Here is a 5496-nt window from a genome sequence, read left to right as displayed (position 1 = left end):
GAGCGGCATGCTCACCGGCGACCTCGGCCTGAGCTACGCCTACAGCAGCCCTGTGAACGAGCTGGTGCTCGAAAGGCTCGCCCTCACGGTGCCGCTGGCCCTGATGGCGATGGCGATCACCACGGTGCTGGCCCTCGTGGCCGGCGTCTACGCGGCAGCGCGGCACAACAAGGCCGGAGACGTTGGCCTGATGGCGGTGACCCAGGTCGGCATCGCCATCCCGAACTTCTGGTTCGCGATCCTTCTCATCCTGCTGTTCTCCGTGAAGCTCGGATGGTTCTCGGCGGGCGGCTTCGAAGGCTGGGGCGAAGGTGTGCTGCAAGGCATGAAGGCGTTGCTGCTGCCGGCCATCTCCCTGGCCTTCGTGCAATCCGCGATCCTGGCCCGGATCACGCGCTCCGCCGTGCTGGACGTGCTGCGGGAGGATTTCGTGCGCACCGCTCGCGCCAAGGGCGCTTCGCAGCGGCGGACGCTGTGGGGCCACGTCCTGCGCAATGCACTGATTCCGGTCATCACGGTGATGGGGCTGCAGTTCGCCGAACTGCTGGCGGGCACCATCGTCGTCGAGAGCGTCTTCTACCTGCCCGGCCTGGGCCGGCTGATCTTCCAGTCGATCTCCAACCGCGACCTGATCGTGGTGCGCAACTGCGTGATGCTGCTGGCGGCAATGGTGGTGATCGTCAATTTCGTGGTCGACGTGCTGTACGCGCTGATCGACCCGCGCGTGAAAGCCTCCGACATATGACTCCCCCCCGAAGCGGCCTGCGGCCGCCGCCCCCTCGATGGGACGCCACCAGCGGCCCGGCAAAGCCGGCTCCTCGGTGGCCGAGCGCCAAGAGCGCAGGATGAGCGCTGTGCTCGCGCCACCGGCGGCCCCGCTGAACGCACCCGGCTTCTGGCGCCGCGCCAGGCGCAACCCGAGCTTCGTCATCGGCGCCGTGCTCAGCCTGCTGCTGGTGCTGGCCGCCAGCCTGTCGTACGTGTGGACGCCGCACGACCCGCTCGACATCGACATGGCGCTCAAGCTGCAGGCGCCGGACGCCAGGTTCTGGCTGGGTACCGACCCGTTCGGGCGCGACATCGTCTCGCTGCTGCTGGTTGGCGCGCGCGCATCGATCGCCGTCGGCCTGATAGCGGTCAGCATCGGCCTGCTGATCGGCACCGCGCTGGGGCTGCTGGCCTCGGCCCGGCGCGGCTGGGTGGAAGAAACGATCATGCGGCTGTCCGACTTCGGCTTCGCCTTCCCGGCGATCCTGTCGGCGATCATGCTGACGGCGGTGTTCGGCCCCGGCATGGTCAACGCGATCGTGGCCATCGGCATCTACAACATCCCCACCTTCGCCCGCATCACGCGGGCCTCGGCCAACGCGATCTGGTCGCGCGAGTTCGTGCTGGCCGCCCGCGCCTGCGGCAAGGGCGGCTTCGCCATCACGGTGGAACACGTGCTGCCCAACATCGCCTCGGTGCTGATCGTGCAGGCCACCATCCGCTTTGCCATCGCCATCCTGGCCGAAGCCGCGCTGTCCTACCTGGGTCTGGGCACGCAGCCGCCGCAGCCGTCCTGGGGCCGGATGCTGAGCGAGGCGCAGTCCCTGCTGTTCCAGGCGCCGATGCTGGCGGTGTATCCCGGGGTGGCGATCGCCTTCGCGGTGATGGGCCTGAACCTGCTGGGCGACGGTTTGCGCGACCTGTTCGATCCGCGCCTGGCGCGCAAACGTTGATCCAACCCATGGCCCTGCTCGAAGTCCAAGACCTCTCGGTCGAACTGCAAACCCATCGCGGGCCCGCTTATGCGGTGCGCAACGTGAGCTTCACCCTGGAGCGCGGCGCCTCGCTCGGCCTGGTGGGCGAATCGGGTTGCGGCAAGTCGATCACCGTGATGGCGCTGATGGGCCTGCTGCCCGAGAACGCCCGCGTCACCGGCAGCATCCGCTTGGACGGCCAGGAACTGGTGGGGCTGGCCGAGCGCGAGCTGTGCAAGCTGCGCGGCGACCGCATCGGCATGATCTTCCAGGAGCCGATGACGGCGCTGAACCCGGTGCACACCATCGGCCGGCAGGTGGCGGAGCCGCTGCGGCTGCACCGCGGCATGGGCAAGGCGCAGGCGCTGACGCAAGCGGTCGCCCTGCTCGACCGGGTCGGCATCCCCGATGCGGCGCGCCGCATCGATGCCTATCCGCACCAGTTCTCGGGCGGCCAGCGCCAGCGCATCACCATCGCCATGGCGCTGGCCTGCGGGCCCGACCTGCTGATCGCCGACGAGCCGACCACCGCGCTGGACGTGACCATCCAGCGCCAGATCCTGGACCTGATCCGCGACCTGGTGGCCGAGCGCGGCATGGCGCTGATGCTGATCTCGCACGACCTGGGCGTGATCGCGCAGAACGTGCAACGCATGATGGTGATGTACGGCGGCAGCGTCGTCGAGAGCGGGCCGACCACGTCGGTGTTCGCCAACCGCACGCACCCCTACACGCTGGGGCTGTTCGCCGCGCGGCCGGGGCTGCGTTCGGCCAAGGGCCGCCGGCTGGCGACCATTCCGGGCACGGTGCCCGAGCTGGTCGACCTGCCGCCGGGATGCCCGTTCGCCGGGCGCTGCCGGTTCACGATTCCGCAATGCAACCTGCAGCTGCCGCCGGCGTACGAGGTGGCGCCGGGACACCATGCAAGGTGCATTCGGCTGGACCTGGTGGCGGCGGAAAAGGAAGCGCTGCTCGCCCCCACCCCGGCCCTCCCCCAGCGGGGCGGGGAGGAACTCCAGCCATGACCGAACCTTTGCTGCAGGTCGAGAACCTGGTGCGCGAGTACACGATGCCGCGCGAGACGCTGTTCGGGGCACCGGCGAAAGTGCACGCCCTCAACGGCGTGAGCTTCACCATCCACAGCGGCCGCAGCCTGGGCATCGTCGGTGAATCGGGCTCCGGCAAGTCGACCCTGGCCCGGCTGGTGATGGCGCTGGACCGGCCGACGGCGGGCAGCGTGCGGATGCTCGGGCGCGACCTGCACACGCTGCCCAGAGAGGAACTGCGGCTGGCCCGGCGGGACTTCCAGATGGTGTTCCAGGACCCGTACGGCTCGCTCGATCCGCGCCAGACGGTGGAGCGCATCGTCTGCGAACCGCTCAGCGCCCAGGGCGACAGCAGCCGCGCCGACCAGCGCAAGCGCGCCGGAGAGGCACTGGACGCGGTGGGCCTGCGCGTCAACGACCTGGGCAAGTACCCGCACGAATTTTCTGGCGGCCAGCGCCAGCGGATCGCGATCGCCCGCGCCCTCATCACCCGCCCGCGGCTGATCGTGGCCGACGAGCCGGTCAGCGCGCTGGACGTCTCGGTGCAGGCGCAGGTGCTGAACCTGATGCAGGACCTGCAAAAGGAATTCGGCATCACCTACATGCTGATCAGCCATGACCTGGCCGTGGTGCACCACCTGTGCGACGACGTGGCCGTGCTGTGGCAGGGCCGGATCGTCGAGCAGGGCCCACCGGAGCGGCTGTTCGCGGCGCCGGAGCACCCTTACACCCGCACGCTGCTGGAAGCCGTGCCCGAGGCGGAGCCGGCGCTGGGTCTCCACGCGGTTCTCCCTCTTGCCTAGCGGGTCCATCCTCCCGAGAATGACCCGCACAACAAATTTTCCTTCCGTCGTTCCGGAGCCTTCACCATGACCATGATCAAACGCCGCGGCGTGCTCACGCACTCCGCCACCCTGGCCGCCCTCGCCACCCTGCCGGCCGGCGTGTTCGCGCAGGGCCGCAAGGACTCCATCGTGCTGGCCATGGCGCTCGAGCCCAGCCCGGGCCTGGACCCCACCGGCGGCGCCGCCTCCTCGATCGCCGAGGTCACGCTGTACAACATCTACGAGACGCTGACCAAGATCAACGCCGACGGCAGCGTCACCCCGCTGCTGGCCGAAAGCTGGGAAGTCTCGCCCGACCTGACCACCTACACCTTCAAGCTGCGCCGCGGCGTCAAGTTCCACAACGGCGAGCCGTTCAACGCGCAAGCGGTGAAGTTCTCGTTCGACCGGGCAGCCGGCGACAAGAGCACCAACAAGGACAAGCGCACCTACCAGAACCTGTCCACGCAGGTGGTGGACGAGCACACCGTGGTGCTGCTCACCAAGGAAATCGACCCCGACTTCCCCTTCATGCTGGGCCAGGCCACCTCGATCATCGTGGAGCCCAAGAGCGCCGACAGCAACGCCACCCGCCCGGTGGGCACCGGCCCGTACCGGCTGGAGAACTGGGTCAAGGGCTCGTCCATCAGCCTGGCCAAGTGGGACGGCTACCGCAACGCTGGTGCCATCAAGCTGCGCCGGGCCACCTTCCGCTTCATCGCCGATCCGGCGGCGCAGGTCGCCGCGCTGATGGCCGGCGACGTCGACGCCTTCGCGCGCGTCACGCCGCGCAGCGTCACCCAGTTCCAGGGCAACAACCGCTTCCAGGTGGTGGTGTCCGGCTCGCGCGCCAAGACCATCCTGGCGATGAACAACAAGAAAAAGCCGCTGGACGACGTGCGCGTGCGGCGCGCCATCGCGGCTGCGATCGACCGCAAGGCCGTGATCCAGGGCGCCGGCGACGGCTACGGCGCGGCCATCGGCAGCCACTACCCGCCCAGCGCGCCCGGCTACATCGACACCACGGCGATCAACGCCTACAACCCGGACAAGGCCCGCGCGCTGCTCAAGGAAGCCGGCGTCAACAACCTGGAGCTGACCATCACGCTGCCGCCGCCGCCTTACGCGCGCCAGGGCGGCGAGGTGATCGCCTCGCAGCTGTCCAAGGTGGGCATCACCGCCAGGCTGCAGAACGTCGAGTGGGCCCAGTGGCTGTCGAACGTGTACGGCAACAAGAACTACGACCTGACGATCATCTCCCACGTGGAGCCGTTCGACCTGGGCAACTTCGCCAAGCCGGACTACTACTGGAACTACAGCTCGCCCAAGTACAACGAGCTGTACGCCAAGTACAAGACGACGGCGCGCGCGCAGGACCGCACCAAGCTGCAGGCCGACATCCAGCGCCTGCTGGCCGAAGACTCGGTGCACGCCTTCCTGTACCAGCCGCAGTGGGTGACGGTGGCCAACAAGAACGTGCGCGGCCTGTGGAAGGACATGCCGATCTTCGTCAACGACCTGTCGTCCATGTCCTGGGCCTGATCGCCTTGGCCTGCCCCGCACTGCACGAACTGCCGGCGCCGGCCCTGGTAGCCCTGTACCGGCGCCGGGTCGTCTCGCCCCTCGAGGTGGCCCGCGCCGTCCTGGGCCACGTCGAACGCTGGGAACAGCACGCCCACGCGCTGTACCTGCTGCGGCCCGACCAGGTGCTGGAGCAAGCGCGCGCCAGCGAGGCGCGCTGGCTGCGCGGCGAGCCGCTCGGCCTGATCGACGGAGTGCCCGTGACGATCAAGGAAAACATCGCCACCCGGGGCGACCCGGTGCCACTGGGCACGGCCGCCACCGAGCTGGCGCCGGCCGCGGCCGACGCGCCGCCGGCGGCGC

Annotated in this window: 6 protein-coding genes; all 6 read left to right on the top strand. The window is 69.1% G+C overall.

Features of this window, described 5'->3' with window-relative positions:
* On the top strand, positions 1-745 hold a 745-nt coding region (locus JWP65_RS02110; RefSeq protein WP_299759883.1), incomplete at its 5' end, for an ABC transporter permease.
* 100 nt (positions 746-845) lie between these two features.
* Positions 846-1721, top strand: a complete 876-nt coding sequence (locus JWP65_RS02105; RefSeq protein WP_299759881.1) for an ABC transporter permease — start codon at positions 846-848, stop codon at positions 1719-1721.
* 8 nt (positions 1722-1729) lie between these two features.
* The gene (locus JWP65_RS02100) at positions 1730-2767 is read left to right on the top strand and encodes an ABC transporter ATP-binding protein (RefSeq protein ID WP_299759879.1); all 1038 of its coding nucleotides are present in this window, start codon (positions 1730-1732) and stop codon (positions 2765-2767) included.
* Positions 2764-3591: an ATP-binding cassette domain-containing protein gene (locus JWP65_RS02095; RefSeq protein WP_299759877.1), complete on the top strand. Its 828-nt coding sequence runs from the start codon at positions 2764-2766 to the stop codon at positions 3589-3591. The genes JWP65_RS02100 and JWP65_RS02095 overlap by 4 nt, the downstream gene beginning before the upstream one ends.
* Positions 3592-3663: 72 nt before the next feature.
* The gene (locus JWP65_RS02090; RefSeq protein ID WP_299759885.1) at positions 3664-5154 is read left to right on the top strand and encodes an ABC transporter substrate-binding protein; all 1491 of its coding nucleotides are present in this window, start codon (positions 3664-3666) and stop codon (positions 5152-5154) included.
* A gap of 5 nt (positions 5155-5159) precedes the next feature.
* The coding region (locus JWP65_RS02085) for an amidase family protein (RefSeq protein ID WP_299759875.1) at positions 5160-5496 on the top strand (337 nt) is incomplete at its 3' end.

This window comes from Ramlibacter sp. (assembly GCF_028292805.1).
Classification (GTDB): Bacteria; Pseudomonadota; Gammaproteobacteria; order Burkholderiales; family Burkholderiaceae_C; genus Ramlibacter.
The sequence above is the reverse complement of the archived record's forward strand: the minus strand, read 5'-3'. Positions and strand labels throughout refer to the sequence as shown.